We start from the raw sequence: 16,799 nt of genomic DNA, 5'->3' as shown, positions 1-16,799 counted from the left end.
TTTCGCAAGAGTTTTAGCTAACCCCATCTAGGGCGTGAGCGGATGGCGCTGCAAGTTGTGCCGTGGCGGTCCCGTAAAAGAGCGGGGCCAATTAGGCCTGTTGTTCAAAATCGCGAGCGTGACCATTGGTTTATGGCCCCCGCTCGGCTAGAACAACCTGCGAGTCCCCCGAAGGACGCAATTGGGCGCCTTGGGTTTGCCGCAACAGTCCCGCAAGACGTCTCGATGCCGCCCCGGCCGGGTGCTTGAACGCTTTCGAACCGAGCCTCAAGGGTTCTAGGTGCGCCAGATCATACCACCGCATTGGAAGAGCAAGGTCCGGAATTTCTTCCTGGACCTCGATGCGCGCATCGATTCCTCGCTGTTCTCCTCAGCCAAGGGCATCCGCGAGCTCTACGAGCGCTACTCGACGTTCATGGACCGCTTCTATGTCGGGCGGTGGAAGCGCTGGGTGTTCATCGAGCCGCTGTCGGAGGCAGCTACCCTCGGCCTTGGCGGCCTGGTGCTGCTGCTCACGCTCGCCATCCCCGCCTTCCGCGAGACCGCGGACGAGGACTGGCTGAAGAAGTCCGACCTCGCAGTGTCCTTCCTCGACCGCTACGGCAACCCGATCGGCAGCCGCGGCATCAAGCACAACGACTCGATCCCGCTGGAAGACTTTCCGGACGTGCTGATCAAGGCAACGCTGGCCACCGAAGACCGCCGCTTCTACGACCATTTCGGCATCGACATCGCCGGCACCGCGCGCGCCCTCGTCACCAACGCCCAGGCCGGCGGCGTCCGCCAGGGCGGCTCCTCGATCACCCAGCAGCTCGCCAAGAATCTGTTCCTGAGCAACGAGCGCACCATCGAGCGCAAGATCAACGAGGCGTTCCTGGCGGTCTGGCTGGAATGGCGCCTGACCAAGAACGAGATTTTGAAGCTGTATCTGGACCGCGCCTATATGGGCGGCGGTACCTTCGGCGTCGACGGCGCGGCGCATTTCTACTTCAACAAGTCGGCGCGCGACGTGACGCTTGCGGAAGCGGCCATGCTCGCCGGCCTGTTCAAGGCCCCGACCAAATACGCGCCCCACATCAACCTGCCCGCCGCCCGCGCCCGCGCCAACGTCGTGCTCGACAACCTCGTCGACGCCGGCTTCATGACCGAGGGCCAGGTGTTCGGCGCCCGCCGCAACCCAGCCTTCGCCGTCGACCGCCGCGACGAGGCTTCGCCGAACTACTATCTCGACTACGCCTTCGACGAGATGCGCAAGCTCGTCGACACCTTCCCGAAATCCTACACCGAGCGCGTCTTCGTGGTCCGCACCGCGATCGACACCAACGTGCAGAAGGCCGCAGAAGACGCCATCGAGAACCAGCTCCGCCAGTTCGGCCGCGACTATCACGCGACGCAGGCCGCGACCGTGGTCTCCGATCTCGACGGCGGCATCCGCGCCATGGTCGGCGGCCGCGACTATGGCGCAAGCCAGTTCAACCGCGCGACCGACGCCTACCGCCAGCCTGGCTCGTCGTTCAAGCCCTATGTCTACACCACGGCCCTCCTGAACGGCTTCACGCCGAATTCGGTCGTGGTCGACGGCCCGGTCTGCATCGGCAATTGGTGTCCGCAGAACTATGGCCACTCCTATTCCGGCTCGGTGACGCTGACGCAGGCAATCACCCGCTCCATCAACGTGGTGCCGGTGAAGCTTTCGATCGCCATCGGCGCCAAGGAGCAGCCGAAGGCGCCCAACCCCGCCAAGATCGGCCGCGCCAAGATCGTGGAGGTCGCCCGCCGCTTCGGCATCAAGGCGCCGCTGCCCGACACGCCGTCGCTGCCGATCGGCTCGGACGAAGTCACCGTAATCGAGCACGCGGTGGCCTATGCGACCTTCCCCAACAAGGGCAAGGCCGTCACCCCGCATTCGGTGCTGGAGGTGCGTACCGGCGCCGGCGATCTCGTCTGGCGCTGGGACCGCGACGGCCCGAAGCCGCGGCAGGCGATTCCGCCGAACATCGCCGCCGACATGGCCGGCATGATGAGCCACGTCGTCAGCGAAGGCACGGCGCGCCGTGCCGCGCTCGACGGCATTCCGACCGCGGGCAAGACCGGCACCACCAATGCCTATCGCGACGCCTGGTTCGTCGGCTACACCGGCAACTTCACCTGCGCGGTCTGGTACGGCAATGACGACTACTCGCCGACCAACCGCATGACCGGCGGTTCGCTGCCGGCGCAGACCTGGCACGACATCATGGTCGCGGCCCATCAGGGCGTGGAAGTCCGGGAGATTCCCGGCATCGGCATGGGCCAGAAACTGCCGCCGCAGCCGGTTGCCGCCAACGCCCAGGCCAATGCGGCGCCGAAGGTGCTCGAGACCAAGCCCGGTCCGCCGCCGGTCCTGACCAAGCGCGGCGCCGATATTCTGGTGCGGGTGGAGAAGCTGCTCGACGACGCCGCCAAGACCGCTGAAAAGACCGCGACCAAGACGACGTCCGACGACACGGCAAAGCCGGCCAGGCCCGCCTCGCCGTCGAGCGCGCTCGCCTTCCCGCAGAACTATGCGGCGGAGGAGAACGCGACCTCGTCCGGCCCGCGCAAGAACTGACCTGATCCCGTGCGGCTCATCATCATCACATTGACGGCCCTTTTGCTCGCGACCGCGGTCGGCGTCGGCGCGACCTGGATGACGACGACGCGCGGCACCGACATCGGGGCGCTCACCATCGGTGCCTGGACGGCGCGGCCGCGTACCGGCACGGCCGATGTCGACCCCTATTCGCGCGCCACCATCGTCCGCAACGGCGAGCTGCCGATCGGCACCGGCGACGGCGTCGCGTTCACCGCGACCACCGACGACAAGAAGAAGGCGCTCGACGGCCGCTGCGACGTGATCGTCTCCGGCGTGACCCCGCCGGCGCGGTTCTGGACACTGACGCTCTATGACCGCAAGGGCCATCTCGTCGCCAACTCGCTGCAGCGCTACGGCTTCACCAGCCAGGAGATCGTGCGGCAGTCGGACGGCACGTTCGAGATCCGCATCGCCTCGCGCTCCCGCTCCGGCAACTGGCTGCCGACCGGCGGCATCGAGCGTTACGCACTGATGCTCCGCCTCTACGACACGCCGGTGGGCGTTGCCACGCGCACCCAGCGCGACGCGCCGATGCCGCAGATCGCGATGGTGGGCTGCCCATGATCCGGCTCGCATTCACCATCCTCGCCGGCATCCTGCTCGGCCTCGTCGTTCACCTCGTCAGCGTGCTGGCGCTGCCGCGCATCGCGACCCAGGACGCCTATTCGCGGCTGACGCCGATGACCAAGGAAAACTCCGTCACGCAGCTTCCGCTTGCCGATCCCAACACCTCGCCGATGCCGTTCATGGATCCGGCCTTTGCGCTGGCGATCTGCCGCTACGACCTGTCGGGCGGCCCCTTGAAGCTGAGGGTGCCGGTGAGCCAGGCCTATACCTCGGTGTCGTTCTACACCCGCAACGAGATCGCCTATTACGCGATCAACGACCGCTCCGCCGGCAAGAAGGTCATCGAGCTCGACCTGATGACGGAAGCCCAGCACAACGCGCTGCCCGAGGACGAGGAGGTCACCGCGGCCGACCGGCTGATCATCGATTCCCCTGCTACCACCGGCCTGATCGTGATGAAGGCGCTCGCCGCCGAGCCCGGCCTGATGCCGCAAGCGCAGGCCTCGCTGGCGGCTGCGAGCTGCGCGCCGCAGACCGACGCCCCCGCCAAGGCCGAGGCCCCGCGCGGCCGGCGGTGAACAGCCGTTTTGCAGGCCCTACCCAAAATCTGAAAAACAACCCCATGCAAAGGAGCAGAGGGCCGCCGGAACATGTCCAGCGGCCTTCGCGCTTGACGTGGTTCGCCGCACCGGCGTCCCGACTAGATATCGATGCTGACGGCGATGTTACGGCCCTGTAGTTCGGAAATCTTCAATCCGTCGGCCATCACCTGTGCGAACTCCGGGTCCTTTGCCACGGCCTCCTGCACTTTTCCGTAAACTTCCCAGTTGGCGTAGCGCGTCGTCACCAGCAACTCTCCGGCCCAATGTCCGGTGTGGAAGCGGGACAGCCGAAGAAATTCGGCGCCGTGCTTTTCGAAGATCTTCTTCGCCTGCCGGACAATCTTGGTCATTTCCTCGGGCTTGTCGGTTTTGAAGCGAGTGAATTGAACGATCGGCATGGGACTACCTCCATCGTGATGTGAAGTATCCAAGAGGCTTGTATCGAGCGACGTTTGAGCAGCGAATCTCAATGCGATCTCGATGAACATTTGTCTTCATCGACTCGTCGTTGGTTCAGGCATCGCAAGCGGCAACAACGCTGCCCTTTCGCAGCGGATCGGCCCGCATCGTCACTGACCAAAGCGAAGAGAAGAGAGGCGACCAGCGTGGATAGGTCGCCAACCGCCCTACCCAAGGATCCCCTTCAAGCCCGCATAGATCGAGCCGACCGCGGTGGCGGCGACGCCGACGAGCGGGCCGACGGTCTGCATGAGGTTCTGGATCAGCCGGGCTCTGCGGCGCAATTGCTCCTCGCCGACATGCTGGCCCAGCAGGCGCGCCATGCTGAAGGCGAACGCGTTGGGCTTGCCGCCCTGGGTCAGCACGCGCGGCAGCACCTGGAAGATCACGACGCCCAGGATGTTGCCGGACAGGAACGCGAGCAGGATGCTCGCGCCATATTCGAAGACCTCGCGCCACTCGACCCAGACTTCGGGAAGGATCGGGACGCGGTCGTGAATGCCTGTCACTGTCAGCATCAGCTGGATGCTGAGCGCGGCGGACAGCACGCCCAGCACCAGCGCGCCGAACAGGGAGACCCTGTGCAGCGGATAAGCCATGAGCCCGAACAGCAGGGGGATGACGATCGACGCCAGCCGCAGCGGCAGGGGCGAGATGTTGAAGGTGATGGTGACGAGGACGTGCGCGGTGACCAGCAGCAGCGATGGGATCACGACGTAGAGGACCGCGTGGGTCGCAAAATACCGCAACGGATTGTTGTACCGCTCGAGCCTCGCATTGACGCGGTCGAGATCGCGCCTGAGCTTGTCGAGGTCGGCGACGATCTCTTCGATCTCGGCGAGCATCGGGCGCACGACGCGGAGGTCACGCGAGCAGTGCTTGCACGCGATGGCTTCATCCTTGATGGTCTCGGCGCAGAAGGGGCACTCCATCGTCAGCGCGACTTCCTGCGGGTCATGATCGCCTCGATCTCGGCTCTGGCGCGCCGCAACTCGTCACGCAGCAGGTCTCGCTTGCGCAGGAGATCGTCGCGTTCGGCGATCAGCGTGGCGGGAACCGCGATGTCGCGCGAGCAGGATGCGCAGACCAGCGCACTCTCGACATTGTCCGACTGGCAATAGGGACACTTCATCGCTTCATTTCGGCGCGACTTTCAGGACGAAGCTTGCGGTGCCGGGGCGGCCGTCGCTGTCCTTGATGTCGACCCGCACCATGTATTCGCCCGGCGGCAATTCAGCGTCCTGCATGTTGATGCCGTCGGCCTGGATGAAGGGCTTGACCCGCGCGGTCAGGTCCACGTTGGGCGAGCGCAGGAAGATCACCTTGACCGAGTCGGGATCGATCTTCGCCCCGCCGAACGACTCGAACTTGAGCTGCAACCGCAGCGGCGAGCTGACGGAATCGCTGGGCGAGACCACCTCCACCTTCGGCCCGCGCAAAATGCCGCGTCGATCGGTCGTAATGGCCCCCTTCGGCGGCGGCAGCTTGGCTTCGTCTTCCGTGATCAACTGCGTCGCTTGCGCGGCCCCCGAACTCAAGAGGCCTGCCGCGACGAGCCCGAGCAACGTCTTCCGCATCATCCTCGCTCAACCCTTCCTTGCACCACGTCTCGCTAGCGCACCCCGCCGTCGCCGATGATGGTGTACGGCGCCCAGAACAGTGGATGCGCATAGGCAAATTCGGTCTTGCCCTCGCCGTTAAGATAGCCCGGGCCGTCGACCAGAGCCATCATCGCCTGCCGCAGCGCCTCGCTTCGTCCGATCTTGGGATCATCAGCCTGTCGCTTGAACAGGTCCGTCACCAGTTGCCGCGCCGATTGCGAATGCACCGACCAGTTCGTGACCAGCAGCGCGCGCGTGCCGGCGTAGAAGAACGCGCGGCCGAGTCCCGAGGCCGCCTCGGCGCCCGCCCCTGCTCCGGCGCCGGTGTTGCACGCCGACAGGATGACCCAATCGGCATCGAGCTTGAGGCCGAGGATTTCCTCCATGGTCAGGAGGCCATCCCCCTCCTCGCCCGTCACCGCCGGGGACGATAGTGCGAGCGCCGGCTGGGTCAGGCCGTTGAGCTCGCCCGGCACGAGACCATGCGTCGCGAAGGCGAGGATCTTGAAGCCGGAAAGGTTCATGGTCTTGACCGCGCTCTCTGTCGCCTTCTGGCCGAGGAACAGGACCTTTGACGGGTCAGCCTGCAGGGCGATCGCGATCGACTTCAGCTCGTCCGCGGTATCAGGCAGCCGGGGCAGCAGCGCGAGCTCGGCGCTGTCGACGCCATCGAGTTTCGGACTGTTGCGCCGCTTCAGCGGCATGCCGCGTGTCACGTTGCCGCCGACATCCGCAACCTGGACCTTGGCGTCAATGGCTTCGGCCTCGGCTTGCTGATCCCTGTTGAAATAGGGATCGCCGAACGCCACCAGTTCGCTGCGCCCGGGCTTGCCCGGCGGCAACTGCCGCAGGGTGCGCAAGGCAGCCGCCGACGGCACCGTCGTCACCGCGTGGGTGCGCGCAAGCCATGGCACGTTGCGGTAGCTGACGAACAGCGGGTCGTCATCCTGCGCGACCTCCGCCGGGGCGGTCGGCAGCAATGAAAGCGGCAGCAGACCGAGCGCGCCGTTGGTGACGACGATCAGGTTCTTGGCCGGCTTCCAGCCGCCTTCAACCGGCTTCAGCAGGAGCTCGTAGAGCTCATAGGCGAGCTTGAGGTCGAACGGAGGAATGTCCGAGATCATCGCCGCCTGCGGCTCGAGCGCCTCGCGCAGCTTGCGGATCTTGGTCTCGATGTCTCCGCTCCTGGCCTTGATCGCAGCGAAGGCCACCGGACCCGACTTGGGGACGGCCCAGACGAAGCTGCCGTTCTGGCCGAAATAGAACGACAACATCGCCTCATTGTCGGCCAGCGTTGCGCGGATCTCGGGGACGCTCGGCGGCCTCGGCGAGACCAGATCGGCGTAAGACGGAAACTTCTGCTTGATCTCCTGCCGCGCCTTGTCACGCTCACCGCGCAAGGCCGCGATCGAGGCCTGGATCTGCTGAACGCCCTTCTCGTCGCGCTCGGCAGAGGGAAGCGCGAGCACGTTGTTGAGCGTGCCGAGCTGGGCGTTGACCTGCTTGGTCAGGTCCTGCTCCTTGCGCACGAGCTCGGCGAGCGCGGGATCCTTTGCCGCCGCACGCGCGCTGGAGGCAGCCAGCGCCTGCTGCACCGAGCGACCGCGAATGGCATCGGCAAGGCCAAAGGTCTCCTCGCCGACCTCGTTGCCGGTGCCCTCGGCGCGTGCGAGCAGCAGGAAATAGCTCTCGACGATCGTCTGCAGCCGCTGGCTGCGCGCGGCCACAACGGTCGTATTCTCGTCGTCGGCGTTCTCGCGCGCATTCGTCATCATGATCGGAATGGCGGCCTTGAACTCGCGGATGGCGTCCGCATCGCGGCGCGCCCGCATCAGCCCGATCGCCAGCGTCCCGCGCGCCGAGGCGGCGTCGAAATGGTTCTCGCCGACCCGACCGACCTGCTTCTTCACCAACGTTTCCGCCGCAGCGATGCCGGCATCGATCTGGCCGGAGGCATAGAGCGAGAGGATGCGCGACGGATTGAGCTCGAACACCTGGCGGCGCTGCGGATCCCAATTGGCGATCGCCTTGTCGATCCGCGCATACATCTCGTTCGCCTCGGGCGTCTTCCGGCGCAGCGTCAGGATGCCGGCAAGCTGCGAGAGCAACTGCACGGTGGCCTGCGAATCATCGGGGATACCGACCGTCCTGTTGATCTCGAGCGCGACGCGGCCCAATTGCTCGGACTCCTCGTAGCGGCCCTCCTCGACCAGGATGCCGGCCAGGCCCATGACGTAACGCGGCGTGACGGGATTGTATTTGCCGGTGTCCTTCAGCCTTGACAGGAGGGCGCGACGCGCATCGACCTCCGCCTCGGCGAGCCGCCCCTGTCGCGCCTTCATGCGGGCCTGGCTCAGCACGGCGTTGTCGATCGCCTGCAGCACTAGGGTTTCCGCCGGCGGATTTTCGGAATCCAGCACCCCCTTCATGGCGGCACGCTTGCGCTGCTCGGCGAGGCGATAGGCGGCTTCGGCCTCGCTGAACTGTCCGCGGGCCTCGAAGATCATTGCGCGGGTCGTCTCGAGCTCCGACTCCCAGCTCTGTCCGACCCGCGCGTAAGAGGTGCGCCATCCCGGCAGACCGCTGGTGCGCGCCTCCTGGAGACCGGTCAAGATTCGCCGCAGATAGGCCTCGGCCTGCGCAATATCTCCCATTTGAATGAGGATGCCAGCAACAGCACGGTTGGCGCCGAACTGATATCCCTTGGCGCCCGGCATGTTGGCGACCTCGCGCAACTGCCGTTGTGTGACCTCCAAAGCACGCTTTGGATCGCCGGCGGCGGTATACTGCGCGGCGGCAAGCTGCATCAGCCGCCCCATCATGTTTGCGCTGACAGCGCCTCGCCCCACTTCCATGGCCTTGTTGGCGTCGGCGATGGATTCGGCGAGCCGTCCGAGCTGTGCACGCGCATTGGCGCGGTCGAAATAGAACTGCGCCTCGCGGGACTCCTTCCCGGTCGGCGTCGAATCGGCGTCTGATTTCAGCTCCTCGATCAGCTTCACGTCCGGCTTTTCGCTGTCGAGGATTGCCGTGATGTCGGCAATGGTGCGGGGCGGCGCGATGAAGCCCTTGGGCAATGCCGTCCCCGGCTCGAGCTTGGGCGCGATTTCCTTTGGAACTTCGACCGCGACATTGGCGCGCCCGTTTGCGGCATTGAGCGCAGCGAGCACGCATGCATGGACTTGCGGCTTAGCCTTGGCGCGACAGGCTTCCAGATCGGCGCCGCCCTTCCGACCGCCGGCGGCTTGCATGCAGGCATGAACGATCGGCTTGCCGACCGTCATCCGGCAGTTTTCGCGCGCCGCTTCCTGCGTGAGCGCGAATGTCGAGACCGTCGATCCCAAGAGGAGACCGGTCGCGAGCAGGTTACGGATGGCTTGGAACGGGAGGGAATTCAAATGACTTTCGAGCATGGCCGGAGCGCCTGATCGCCTTTTGAAAGAACTGGTCAAAAATGAACGGATGCAACAGGCACAATCTATCGACACGCGCGCTTGGAGGACAAGCAGAAATCCACAAGCCGTCCGGCCAAGGTCACTAAACCATCCGAACGGTGGGACATGGCGTTTGCGTTGCAAAATGCCGAGCCTGGCGACCGCCGTCCTAGCCGCGCACCGCGACCGCGCGGCCGTAGGGCGGCTGGGCCGCGACCGGTGGATTGGCGGTCTGCGCGGCGAGCTCGCCGATCAGGCGGTCCGCATCCGCCGCCATGCCGTCGGGCGCCTGGATCACCAGCCGCTCCAGCGCCCAGCGATAGGATGAGACGCGCTGCTCGAGGCATTGCTGCACCCACTGCACGATCAGCGAGTTCTCCTGCATGCGCGCGACCGCATCGGCCTTCTCCCTCGGCGAGAGCTCGGAGACGCGGGCCATGCTGGCATTGCGCTTCTTGTCGAGATCGATGACGCGGATCGCACTGGCGAAGAACGGCTCGAACCGCGTGATGTCGTTGCGCACGTCCTCGATGAGCTGCGCATAGCGCGAGGAATGCGAGCGGTGCGGCTCGTCGATCAGCGTGCGGCCGTACATTGTGCGGTCGAACACGATCTTCTGATTCCAGGGCGAGGGCAGCGCCTTGTAGTCGCCGAACACGCTTTTCCAGGCGGGGCGCGAGAGCGGCGGCTCGATCATGGGATAGGCGAGGTCGCGAAGCTGGCGCTCCTCGTCGGTAAGCTGGAATTGCGAGGCCCTGATGCCGAGGCTGCCCGTCACCTCGGCGCCGAGCCAGCGGTGCATGTCGTCGCTGCGCATGTCCTCGCGGGTGCGGCCGAAATCGCCGCCGCTACAGGCTGCGAGCGTCGCACCGGTCAGCGCGAGCAGCAGGGCCGATGCGAAACACCGGATCTTGTGGTGTGGGTCCGGCATCGCACGACAACCGGATGATCAGCGGCGCCGACGGCGGCGCCCCGGCGCAGTGCCCTCTTCCGGCCCCTGGCCGCCGCTGGTCTCGTCCGATTCGCGCTCGATGCGGATCACGGGAAGGATCAACACCGTCCCCATCTCTGCGAGCGGAGCGACATCCCCCGATGAGCCCGGCCGGCGACCGGCCGGAAATTCAATGATGGTCCCCATGTCAGCTCTCTTCTATTGCCGCGCGACCGAAGGCGGTCCTCACAACATGGGAGTCATTAAGATCAGCACATGGTTAACGGGGTGTAAACGTGCCGGCCGGACCGTAACCGCACGGGCAAGACGCGCCGTCCCGTTGCGGCACGACAACAGCGCAAAATGCGGGCTCCGCTTCACATCTCGTTTTCCTTAACGAGCCTTTAAAACAACCCGCGATAGGCTGAGGCGGACGATTTTTCTCGAGTTGCGTACGCCTCATGACCAAGCCGCTATTTCCAGCATTCGACGGGCTCATTACCCTGTCCCGTCGCGAAGGCGTCGATATTCGCCCCACGCTGCTGCGCGTGCTGACCGACCTTTACGTGCAGGCAAAGAGCCATAGTGGCGACGAGGAGCGGCAATTCGTCGAGCTCGCTTCACGCCTGATCGACCAGGTCGACGATGCAACGCGCGCCGCGGTCAAGGCCCGTCTTGCGATTTATCCCGCAACGCCCGCGCCGATCATGCTGCAGCTCGGGCTCGTGCCCGCGCATGAAGGCCGCAGAATTCCGCTGGCGCGCGAAATCCCCGCCCCGTCAGTGACGCCCCTGCCGGTCCGCACGCCGACGGATGCGGAGCTGCGGATGTCCGCGAACATGGCGATGCAGCCGAAGGACGCCGCCGAGATCCACGACATGTTTTTTCGCGCCACGGCCTCGGAGCGCGCGCTGATCCTGCACAATCTCGCTCAGACTCCACTAAAGGCTGCGCCCCGCATTCCGACCGCCCGCGCCATTCGCGCGATCCAGACGCTGGAGTGGGCGGCCTATGCCGAGGACACCGAGAGTTTCACGCTGGAGCTCGGCGAGAGCCTGATCCTGCCCTCGCGCGTCGCCGCGCAGATCGTCGATGATGCCAGCGGCGAGGCGCTTGCGGTCGCCGCGCGCGCACTCGACATGCCGAGCCCCAACTTCCAGCGCATCCTCCTGTTCTTCAAGCCGGAGATCGGGACCTCCGTGAACACCGTCTACCGGCTGTCGCGGCTCTATGACCGCCTCAGCGATCGCTCAGCACTGGTGATGCTCGCCGCCTGGCGCGGCTCGACGCTGGCGGTAACGCGCGCAAAATATCAGTCGTCGCTCTACGACGGCGAACGCCAGCGCGCGCGCGGCGCCGCAAGCCAGCCGCGACCTTCGGTGCAGCCCGGCGCGATCCCGCCGATGCGGACAGGCACCGGCGGATCGGACCGGTAGATCCTCAAGCGCGCGCCAATTCCAGAAAATGCCGCCCGGCGCGGTCCTCGGTCTCGACAATCCAGGCGTCGGGATCGAAGCGGATTTCCTTGGTGAGGCGCTCCTCGACCGCGGGCTCCGGCAAGGGTTGCGGCGCCGCCGGCACGAAGAAACGATCGACCGGCCGGCCGTCCTCATAGACGGTCTGCGGCGCGGGCACGTACAGCATCGCGTTGCCGTCAAGCAGCGACACCTTGACGAACACCGCCCCGGCTTCCTCGGCGCCGCGCCGGCGCACCGCGCCGAACACGCCTTCAGTCTGGCAGCGGCGCAAATATGCCGCCACCCATATGTTCGATTTCAATCGCATGGACAGGACGATAGGCCAGCTGCGGAAGCAGCACCAGTGTCCGCACGGCAACAGTCCCTCCTCGTCATTGCGAGGAGCGTAGCGACGAAGCAATCCAGACTTCCGCCGCGGAAACACTCTGGATTGCTTCGCTTCGCTCGCAATGACGAGTGTGTGGGGTCGGGTTGCCTACAAAGCATCAGCCACGACTCGTGGCGCCAGCGCGAAATGCACGCTCTATTCGACGGGATGTCCGATCGCGGCCGCAAGCTCGCGCAGCAGGCGGTCCGAAACCTGCCCGGTGACCGGCAACTTGTGCTCGCGCTCGAACTTCTGGATCGCAGCCTGGGTTTCGCCGGAGATCGAGCCGGTCACCTTCAACTGCCCATAGCCATATTCGGAGAGCGCGCGCTGCACGGCGGCGACGCGGCGCATGGCGGGGCTTTGCTGCGCCGGGATCGGCGCCGGCGGTCGCGCGACAACGACCGACTGCGACGTCGGCGCTGTCGTCGTGGCCTTGACGAGATTGGTCAGGGGATCGGCGGACCGCGAAGTCGGGCCGGAGGTCGAGGCCGTTGCCTCGGCGGCCCTCTCGGGCGCCGGCGGCTTCTCAGCGACTTTGGGCTCAGCGACCCGGAACTCCATCGGCTTCGGCTCGAGCGGCAGTGAATCGGCGGCGAGCGGGCGCGGCCGCGGCAGCGGGTTCGACAACGCAGCGGCCGACGGCGCCGGCAAATTGATCACGGTGCCGAACATCGGCGCCGGATGGCGGCCGGTTTGCAGGAACAGCGCGTTGGCGACGATGGCGCTGACTGCGGCGAAGGCGACGAGGCCGGCGAGCGTATCCTTGGGGCTGTGCAGCAGGATCCGCATCGCGAGATTGCGCTCGGTCTCGACGTCGACGACCGCCGCCTTGGCGCCACGGCGGCGCGGAGCATCCTCATCCCTTGCAGATTTTCTAGGCACTTTTCTTCACCAAAGCCGGTTGGTCCAGAACATCATGGCGCGGCGGGGGCATCAACGTCGCGATCTTGCTTTCGCTCTGCCTGCCTTGCAACGGCGCGCAGATGAGCGGCAGCTTGATGGTGACGGCCGTCCCCTCGCCGAGCTTGCTTTGTATCGTCAACTCGCCGAGATGCAAGGCGACGAGGCTCTTCACGATCGACAATCCGAGACCCGTGCCTTCGTGGCGACGCTGATAGGTCTTGCCGGCCTGGAAGAACGGCGCGCCGATCCGTTTGAGATCGTCGGGCGCGATGCCGACGCCGGTGTCGCTGATGCGAAGGAAGAGGTGCGATGGCGAAACCGTGGCGGCGACGGTGACCTGCCCGCCGCGCTCGGTGAACTTGATCGCGTTCGAGACGAGGTTGAGCACGATCTGCTTGAAAGCGCGCGGATCGCCGGTCATCACGGGCAGATCCTGCGGCGCATCGGTGATGAGATCGATGCCGTTCTCGCGCGCCTTCAACGCCAGCAGGTTGCAGCAATGCAACAGCGCGGCGCGCGGCGCGAACGGTTCCGGCGAAATCTCGAACTTGCCGGATTCCATCTTGGACATGTCGAGGATGCCGTTGACGACCGACAACAGGTGCTGGCCGGAATCGTTGATGAGCTCTGCGTATTCCTTGCGCTGGGCCGGACCGAGCATCAGGGCCTGCTCCTGCGCGATCATCTCGGAGAAGCCGATGATGGCGTTGAGTGGCGTGCGTAGCTCGTGACTCATGGTGGCGAGGAAGCGCGTCTTGGCGGCATCGGCCGCTTCCGCGGCGCTGCGGGCCTGGTCGAGCGCCTGCTCCTGCATCTTGCGATCGGTAATGTCGCGCATCACGGCGACGACCTCGGGCTCGCACGTCAGGTCGCGGCCCAAATCCTGGTCGAGCGGCCGGCAGCGCATCTCGACCCAGATGAAATCGACCCGGCCGCGCTCGCTGCTGCCGATCTCCCGCCGCAGCCTGAACTCGACGCTGCGCACGTCGCCGCGCGCGGCGTCCGACAGCGCGGTAAGATAGGCCGGGCGGTCGGCGACATGGACGCGGTCGAACAGGCCGTGACCCGTGAGCTGGGCGCCCGGCAGGCCGAGCATGGCTTCGACCGCCGGCGAGATGAACTGGACTGCGCCGTTGCGCTGATGCCGCGAGATGACGTCGCTCATGTTGCGCGCCAGCAGGCGGTAACGCTCCTCTTCGCGCGACAGCAGCGCAACGCTGGTGCGCGCCAGCGATTCGGCGCCGAAGGCGAGACCCGCCGCGTAGAGCGTCGCGGACGCAACGCCGAACGCCGTGAACACGCCGCGTTCGGCCGCATTGGCCTGGTCGAGCGGCAACCAGTCGAGATGACCGGACAGGATCAGAAGCGCTGCGCAGGACAGCGCCAGCACCGAAGCAAAGGCCGCAACACGGCGCGAGGCCGAGAGCGCGGCTTCCAAGGGAACGACGACCAGCCAGACCGCGGCAAAGGATTCGATGCCGCCCGTGGTCACCGCCACCGCCATGATCAATCCGGCGAGCGCCAGCGACGACAGCACATGGGCGCCTTCATAGCGGCCGGTGCGCGAGAGGAACCACGACAGCAGGATCGGCGCGATCAGCCAGGCGAAGGCCGCGACCTCGATCGCGCTGGGTGCGCCACGCATGGCGAGATAAATCGGAAATGCGGCAAAGGCGGCGAGGCTGCCGAGGAGCCTGGGGGCCATGAAAGCCCGATGGCGTGCCCGCGTCAGCGCGTCATAACGTGCCGAGGGATGCAGCAGCGCATCGAGACAATCGCGGATGATACTCAAAACTGTCACGGGTCTCGCGCTTCGGCTCATGCATCGAAAAGACGCGCCGGAACGCCTCCTTGTCGTTGAGCCACCGTGTCAGAGCGACATTAAACGAACCCTAAGGCGATAGCTCATGCGGCAGAACACCGTATGATCGTGGCCACTTTTACGCGATTTGACGGTTTCATTCGCGCGGATGGTGAACGCGGGGTTTCCGCATCCATCGCCTTATGGTTTCGAATTGGTGGAAGGGCGCGAACGGGCAATCGCGGGCTCCGCATCAATCAAAAATTTACGAGCCTTTCGAATCGTTCAAATCTCACACAAACTTTCGCCGAATTAAGCTCAACGCAATCACTTGCGATTTATCGAGAGTTGCTAGGTCGAAAGCCCGCGGGGGGTGCCGCCGGCTGGATCTAACACACAGGTCGCAAGATGCGTTTTCTGCTCCGCATCACATTCTGGCTCGGGCTGGTGCTGGTGCTCCTGCCGCGGGACAAGACTCCCGAATCGGAGAAGGTGCCGCCGATCGGCGCCGCCGAGGCCGTGTCGGCCGCGACCGCGGCGGTCTCCGACATGAGCCAGTTCTGCAAGCGCCAGCCTGCGGCCTGCGAGGTCGGGGGACAGGCGGCAACCGTGATCGGCCAACGCGCGCAGGACGGAGCACGCAAGCTCTACCAGATCATCACCGACAAGAAGAACCAGATCACCAACGAAAAGAACGACAAGAGCGACAAGAAGGCGCCCGACCACACCGGCTCGATCGGCAACATGGCGGAGGCCGATCTCAACACAGGCACAGCCCCGCGCGACACCCTGACCCAGGACGACCTGACGCTCGAATGGCGCGGGCCCGAGACGGCGAATTAGGGATCGAAACCTATCGATTTCGACCGGTTGCATCCCTATATTGGCCCTGAGATTGAAGTGCGGGCCATCATGACGACGATCGACGAAATCAGGGACAATTTCGAGGTTCTGGACGAGTGGGACGACCGCTACCGGTACGTCATCGAGCTCGGCCGCACCCTGGAACCGATGCCGGAGGCCGAACACTCCGCCGCGAACAAGGTGCAGGGCTGCGTCAGCCAGGTCTGGCTGTCCAAGCGGATCGATCGCGGCAACGACGCTCCCATCCTGAAATATCTCGGCGACAGCGACGCGCATATCGTGCGCGGCCTGGTCGCGATCCTGCTATCCCTCTATTCGGGACGCACGCCGCAGGAAATTCTCGCGACCGACGCGCTCGCGGTGTTCGACGAGTTCGGCTTTCGCGAGCACCTGACGCCGCAGCGCTCCAACGGCCTGCGCTCGATGGTCGACCGCATCCGGACGGATGCCCGCGAGGCGCTCGCCGAGGCCTCGTGAGGCAGCGCTATTTACGTTTGCGCTGCTGCTGCCCCAGTCCCATCTTCTTCGCCAGTTGCGAGCGCGCCACCGCGTAATTCGGCGCGACCATGGGATAGTCGGCCGGCAGCCCCCATTTCTCGCGATACTGCTCGGGCGTCATGTTGTACTGGGTGCGCAGATGGCGCTTCAGCGACTTGAAGCGCTTGCCGTCCTCGAGGCAGACGAGATAGTCCGGCGCGATCGACTTCTTCAGCGACACCGCGGGCTTGGCCGGCTCGAGCGGCGCCTCGGTCCGACCCGAGGAGACCCGCACCAGCGCGCCATGGACCTGGCTGATCAGGTTCGGGATCTCGGCGGCCGGTGTCGGATTGTTGCTGAGATAGGCCGAAACGATGTTCGCCGTCAGTTCGATGAAGTTTTTACCCGGCACATCTGACACGGCAGACCTCAGGACCGCTGGTCGAGATGCGTGCGCAACTCGTCGATCGAGGCAAAGCGCATCATGCCTTCGGGCATCTGCGCCTCGATCGAGCCGTCGGAATAGAGCGAATAGGCCATCCCGTCGACGACACCCGATTTGAGCACGGTGACGGCCGGCTGCTCGGCCGGTGGCGCCGGGCGCGGCTCGGGTGGCGGCGGCGCAGCCTCTGTTGACGTCGAGGGTGTGCGTAGCGGCGGCGGTGGCGGCGGGCGGCGTGGCGGAGGTGCCTCCGGCG

At 65.5% G+C, this 16,799-nt stretch carries 17 protein-coding genes and 1 pseudogene; 6 read left to right on the top strand and 12 right to left on the bottom strand.

The genetic code is table 11. The features are described 5' to 3' along the window. The first annotated feature begins 280 nt into the window (after window positions 1-280). Genes QQL28_RS04575 through QQL28_RS04565 form a run of 3 tightly spaced genes read left to right on the top strand, consistent with a single transcriptional unit; the run spans window position 281 to window position 3,759 of the window. Window positions 281-2,590, top strand: coding sequence for a transglycosylase domain-containing protein (locus QQL28_RS04575; RefSeq protein WP_284261607.1), 2,310 nt, complete (start codon window positions 281-283; stop codon window positions 2,588-2,590). A gap of 9 nt (window positions 2,591-2,599) precedes the next feature. Then, entirely contained in the window at window positions 2,600-3,178 is a 579-nt protein-coding gene (locus QQL28_RS04570; protein WP_284261605.1) for a DUF1214 domain-containing protein, read from the top strand. Then, window positions 3,175-3,759, top strand: coding sequence for a DUF1254 domain-containing protein (locus QQL28_RS04565; protein ID WP_284261603.1), 585 nt, complete (start codon window positions 3,175-3,177; stop codon window positions 3,757-3,759). Before QQL28_RS04570 ends, QQL28_RS04565 begins: the two co-directional genes overlap by 4 nt. Window positions 3,760-3,881: 122 nt before the next feature. On the opposite strand, the gene QQL28_RS04560 is transcribed toward QQL28_RS04565, so the two are convergent. The 7 genes from QQL28_RS04560 to QQL28_RS04530 form a co-directional block, all read right to left on the bottom strand. Further along, window positions 3,882-4,271, bottom strand: a complete 390-nt coding sequence (locus QQL28_RS04560) for a hypothetical protein (RefSeq protein WP_284261601.1) — start codon at window positions 4,269-4,271, stop codon at window positions 3,882-3,884. 138 nt (window positions 4,272-4,409) lie between these two features. Continuing rightward, entirely contained in the window at window positions 4,410-5,174 is a 765-nt protein-coding gene (locus QQL28_RS04555; protein WP_284261599.1) for a hypothetical protein, read from the bottom strand. Window positions 5,175-5,176: 2 nt separating this feature from the next. After that, on the bottom strand, window positions 5,177-5,374 hold the full coding sequence (locus QQL28_RS04550) for a hypothetical protein (protein ID WP_254096259.1): 198 nt from the start codon (window positions 5,372-5,374) through the stop codon (window positions 5,177-5,179). Window positions 5,375-5,378: 4 nt separating this feature from the next. Then, on the bottom strand, window positions 5,379-5,819 hold the full coding sequence (locus tag QQL28_RS04545) for a hypothetical protein (RefSeq protein WP_284261594.1): 441 nt from the start codon (window positions 5,817-5,819) through the stop codon (window positions 5,379-5,381). Between the two features lie 35 nt (window positions 5,820-5,854). Continuing rightward, window positions 5,855-9,256 (bottom strand): CHAT domain-containing tetratricopeptide repeat protein, encoded by a 3,402-nt coding sequence (locus tag QQL28_RS04540; RefSeq protein ID WP_284261592.1) that lies wholly within the window; start codon window positions 9,254-9,256, stop codon window positions 5,855-5,857. 190 nt (window positions 9,257-9,446) lie between these two features. After that, on the bottom strand, window positions 9,447-10,208 hold the full coding sequence (locus tag QQL28_RS04535) for a hypothetical protein (protein WP_284261590.1): 762 nt from the start codon (window positions 10,206-10,208) through the stop codon (window positions 9,447-9,449). 18 nt (window positions 10,209-10,226) lie between these two features. Continuing rightward, a complete protein-coding gene (locus QQL28_RS04530; RefSeq protein WP_284261588.1) occupies window positions 10,227-10,415 on the bottom strand; it encodes a hypothetical protein in 189 nt (62 codons plus the stop codon). 254 nt (window positions 10,416-10,669) lie between these two features. Here QQL28_RS04530 and QQL28_RS04525 point away from each other — a divergent pair, with 254 nt between their 5' ends. Beyond that, complete coding sequence (locus QQL28_RS04525; protein WP_284261586.1) at window positions 10,670-11,644, top strand: DUF2336 domain-containing protein; 975 nt, start codon at window positions 10,670-10,672, stop codon at window positions 11,642-11,644. A 4-nt stretch (window positions 11,645-11,648) separates the two neighbouring features. Here the strand turns inward: QQL28_RS04525 and QQL28_RS04520 are convergent, their stop codons facing one another. The 3 genes from QQL28_RS04520 to QQL28_RS04510 all read right to left on the bottom strand — a co-directional run bounded on the left by QQL28_RS04520 (window position 11,649) and on the right by QQL28_RS04510 (window position 14,781). Then, a complete protein-coding gene (locus QQL28_RS04520; protein ID WP_284261583.1) occupies window positions 11,649-11,993 on the bottom strand; it encodes a DUF1491 family protein in 345 nt (114 codons plus the stop codon). Window positions 11,994-12,209: 216 nt separating this feature from the next. Further along, on the bottom strand, window positions 12,210-12,938 hold the full coding sequence (locus QQL28_RS04515) for a peptidoglycan-binding domain-containing protein (protein ID WP_284261581.1): 729 nt from the start codon (window positions 12,936-12,938) through the stop codon (window positions 12,210-12,212). Further along, window positions 12,931-14,781: a sensor histidine kinase gene (locus QQL28_RS04510; protein WP_284261579.1), complete on the bottom strand. Its 1,851-nt coding sequence runs from the start codon at window positions 14,779-14,781 to the stop codon at window positions 12,931-12,933. Before QQL28_RS04510 ends, QQL28_RS04515 begins: the two co-directional genes overlap by 8 nt. A 387-nt stretch (window positions 14,782-15,168) precedes the next feature. On the opposite strand from QQL28_RS04510, the gene QQL28_RS04505 reads away from it, so the two are divergent. After that, window positions 15,169-15,603, top strand: coding sequence for a DUF5330 domain-containing protein (locus QQL28_RS04505; RefSeq protein ID WP_284261576.1), 435 nt, complete (start codon window positions 15,169-15,171; stop codon window positions 15,601-15,603). A gap of 69 nt (window positions 15,604-15,672) precedes the next feature. Then, window positions 15,673-16,101, top strand: a complete 429-nt coding sequence (locus QQL28_RS04500) for a SufE family protein (RefSeq protein WP_284261574.1) — start codon at window positions 15,673-15,675, stop codon at window positions 16,099-16,101. Window positions 16,102-16,108: 7 nt separating this feature from the next. On the opposite strand, the gene QQL28_RS04495 is transcribed toward QQL28_RS04500, so the two are convergent. Then, window positions 16,109-16,522 (bottom strand): Ros/MucR family transcriptional regulator, encoded by a 414-nt coding sequence (locus QQL28_RS04495; RefSeq protein ID WP_284261572.1) that lies wholly within the window; start codon window positions 16,520-16,522, stop codon window positions 16,109-16,111. 8 nt (window positions 16,523-16,530) lie between these two features. Further along, a pseudogene (locus QQL28_RS04490) lies at window positions 16,531-16,799 on the bottom strand (DUF308 domain-containing protein); the annotation flags it as partial.

Source organism: Bradyrhizobium iriomotense (genome assembly GCF_030160715.1).
Taxonomy (GTDB): Bacteria; Pseudomonadota; Alphaproteobacteria; order Rhizobiales; family Xanthobacteraceae; genus Bradyrhizobium; species Bradyrhizobium iriomotense.
This window is presented reverse-complemented; position numbering and strand designations above follow the sequence as displayed.

What these genes read in the sequence shown, in the direction of transcription:
- QQL28_RS04565 (WP_284261603.1), top strand. Translation starts at nt 3,175, where the DNA reads ATGATCCGGCTCGCATTCACCATCCTCGCCGGCATCCTGCTCGGCCTC.
- QQL28_RS04560 (WP_284261601.1), bottom strand. Translation starts at nt 4,271, where the DNA reads ATGTTCATCGAGATCGCATTGAGATTCGCTGCTCAAACGTCGCTCGAT.
- QQL28_RS04555 (WP_284261599.1), bottom strand. Translation starts at nt 5,174, where the DNA reads ATGGAGTGCCCCTTCTGCGCCGAGACCATCAAGGATGAAGCCATCGCG.
- QQL28_RS04550 (WP_254096259.1), bottom strand. Translation starts at nt 5,374, where the DNA reads ATGAAGTGTCCCTATTGCCAGTCGGACAATGTCGAGAGTGCGCTGGTC.
- QQL28_RS04545 (WP_284261594.1), bottom strand. Translation starts at nt 5,819, where the DNA reads ATGCGGAAGACGTTGCTCGGGCTCGTCGCGGCAGGCCTCTTGAGTTCG.
- QQL28_RS04540 (WP_284261592.1), bottom strand. Translation starts at nt 9,256, where the DNA reads ATGCTCGAAAGTCATTTGAATTCCCTCCCGTTCCAAGCCATCCGTAAC.
- QQL28_RS04535 (WP_284261590.1), bottom strand. Translation starts at nt 10,208, where the DNA reads ATGCCGGACCCACACCACAAGATCCGGTGTTTCGCATCGGCCCTGCTG.
- QQL28_RS04530 (WP_284261588.1), bottom strand. Translation starts at nt 10,415, where the DNA reads ATGGGGACCATCATTGAATTTCCGGCCGGTCGCCGGCCGGGCTCATCG.
- QQL28_RS04525 (WP_284261586.1), top strand. Translation starts at nt 10,670, where the DNA reads ATGACCAAGCCGCTATTTCCAGCATTCGACGGGCTCATTACCCTGTCC.
- QQL28_RS04520 (WP_284261583.1), bottom strand. Translation starts at nt 11,993, where the DNA reads ATGCGATTGAAATCGAACATATGGGTGGCGGCATATTTGCGCCGCTGC.
- QQL28_RS04510 (WP_284261579.1), bottom strand. Translation starts at nt 14,781, where the DNA reads ATGAGCCGAAGCGCGAGACCCGTGACAGTTTTGAGTATCATCCGCGAT.
- QQL28_RS04505 (WP_284261576.1), top strand. Translation starts at nt 15,169, where the DNA reads ATGCGTTTTCTGCTCCGCATCACATTCTGGCTCGGGCTGGTGCTGGTG.
- QQL28_RS04500 (WP_284261574.1), top strand. Translation starts at nt 15,673, where the DNA reads ATGACGACGATCGACGAAATCAGGGACAATTTCGAGGTTCTGGACGAG.